The organism is Streptomyces sp. NPDC058307 (assembly GCF_042880295.1).
Lineage (GTDB): Bacteria > Actinomycetota > Actinomycetes > Streptomycetales > Streptomycetaceae > Streptomyces.
In genome coordinates this window covers 129,548-131,651 of record NZ_JBHVYZ010000019.1, presented here as the reverse complement: position 1 = coordinate 131,651, position 2,104 = coordinate 129,548, and the positions used below count along the sequence as shown (strand labels likewise).

Below are 2,104 nucleotides of genomic sequence, written 5' to 3'. Positions count from 1 at the left end.
GTCCTGGGCGGGCTACGGCTATCCGCAGCCCGCCCAGGCCCCGCGCCCGGGCGGCGGCCCGGTCGGCGCGCCCGCGCCGGGCTCCCGCACCCGCCACTGGATCGAGATCAACGGCACCCGCCATCAGATCTCCCGCGCCACGCTGGTGCTGGGCCGCAGCACCGAAGCCGACGTGCGGATCGACGACCCCGGCGTCTCGCGCCGGCACTGTGAGATCCGGACCGGAACGCCCTCGACGATCCAGGATCTCGGGTCCACCAACGGCATCGTGGTGGACGGGCAGCACACCACCCGCGCTACGCTCCGCGACGGCTCGCGGATCGTCGTGGGCAGTACCACCATCATTTACCGGCAAGCCGAAGGGTGAAGCGGGGGCAATGTCAGAGCTGACCCTCACGGTCATGCGGTTGGGTTTCCTGGCCGTACTGTGGCTGTTCGTGATCGTGGCCGTGCAGGTCATCCGCAGCGACCTGTTCGGTACGCGCGTCACCCAGCGCGGCTCGCGCCGGGAGGCAGGCCGGGCCCAGCAGGCCCAGCGCCAGGCGCCCCCGCAGCAGCGCCAGCAGCCGGCCACCGGGGGCCGCCAGCGCCGTAACGCCCCCACCAAGCTCGTCGTGTCCGAGGGCACCCTCACCGGCACCACCGTCGCGCTCCAGGGGCAGACCATCACCCTGGGCCGGGCGCACGACAGCACCATCGTGCTGGACGACGACTACGCCTCCAGCCGCCATGCCAGGATCTATCCGGACCGCGACGGCCAGTGGATCGTCGAGGACCTGGGCTCCACCAACGGCACGTATCTCGACCGGACACGGCTGACGACCCCGACACCGATTCCGCTGGGCGCGCCGATCCGCATCGGCAAGACCGTCATCGAGCTGCGGAAGTAGTGCTACATCATGAATAGGCGCGAGCGGAGCGAGCACGCGGCGTGGGCCCCCACCCCGGGCCCCGGCGCGCTCCCGACCGGAGGGTGGGCACCGTGCGGATGTACCCGGAGCCGACGGGCGAGGTGCGCATGAGTCTGTCACTGCGCTTCGCCGCCGGATCGCACAAAGGCATGATCCGGGAGGGCAACGAGGACTCCGGATACGCCGGCCCCCGCCTGCTCGCCATCGCCGACGGCATGGGCGGCGCCGCCGCCGGCGAGGTCGCCTCCTCCGAGGCCATCTCCACCATCGTCGCCCTCGACGACGACGTCCCCGGCTCCGACGTCCTGACCTCGCTCGGCGTGGCCGTCCAGCGCGCCAACGACCAGCTGCGCTCCATGGTCGAGGAGGACCCCCAGCTCGAAGGCATGGGGACCACGCTGACCGCCCTGCTGTGGACGGGCCAGCGCCTCGGCCTCGTGCACGTCGGCGACTCGCGCGCGTACCTGCTGCGCGACGGCGTCCTCACCCAGATCACCCAGGACCACACCTGGGTGCAGCGCCTGGTCGACGAGGGCCGCATCACCGAGGAAGAGGCCACCACCCACCCCCAACGCTCCCTGCTGATGCGGGCGTTGGGCAGCGGCGAACACGTCGAGCCCGACCTGTCCATCCGTGAGGTCCGTGCCGGCGACCGCTATCTGATCTGCTCCGACGGCCTCTCCGGCGTTGTCTCCCACCAGACGCTCGAGGAGACCCTCGCCAGCTACCAGGGCCCCCAGGAGACCGTGCAGGACCTCATCCAGCTCGCGCTGCGCGGCGGCGGCCCCGACAACATCACGGTCATCGTCGCCGATGTCCTCGACCTGGACACCGGGGACACCCTCGCCGGGCAGCTCTCCGACACCCCGGTCGTGGTCGGCGCGGTCGCGGAGAACCAGCACCAGCTGCACGACAACGGCATCATGCAGACCCCCGCGGGCCGCGCCTCCGGGCTCGGCCGCCAGGGCCAGGGGCAGGGCGGGGGCGGCGAGTTCGGGCCGCCCGGCTCCTCCGACACCACCGGCTACATCCCCGCGGGCAGCTTCGGCGACTACTCCGACGACGACTTCGTCAAGCCCCGCAAGGGCCGCAGGTGGCTGAAGAGATCCTTCTACTCGGTCCTCGCGCTCGCCGTCATCGGCGGCGGCCTGTACGGCGGCTGGCGCTGGACGCAGACCCAGTACTACGTCGGC

3 protein-coding genes are annotated in these 2,104 nt (G+C 71.8%); all 3 read left to right on the top strand.

All coding sequences use genetic code 11. From position 1 onward, the window contains the following. The coding region (locus ACFVYN_RS16780) for an FHA domain-containing protein (RefSeq protein WP_389998559.1) at positions 1–367 on the top strand (367 nt) is incomplete at its 5' end. Between the two features lie 10 nt (positions 368–377). Then, positions 378–890 carry an FHA domain-containing protein gene (locus ACFVYN_RS16775; protein WP_352387250.1) on the top strand — a complete coding sequence of 171 codons (513 nt, stop codon included), beginning with the start codon at positions 378–380 and terminating at the stop codon, positions 888–890. A 128-nt stretch (positions 891–1,018) separates the two neighbouring features. Beyond that, the coding region (locus tag ACFVYN_RS16770; protein ID WP_389998555.1) for a Stp1/IreP family PP2C-type Ser/Thr phosphatase at positions 1,019–2,104 on the top strand (1,086 nt) is incomplete at its 3' end.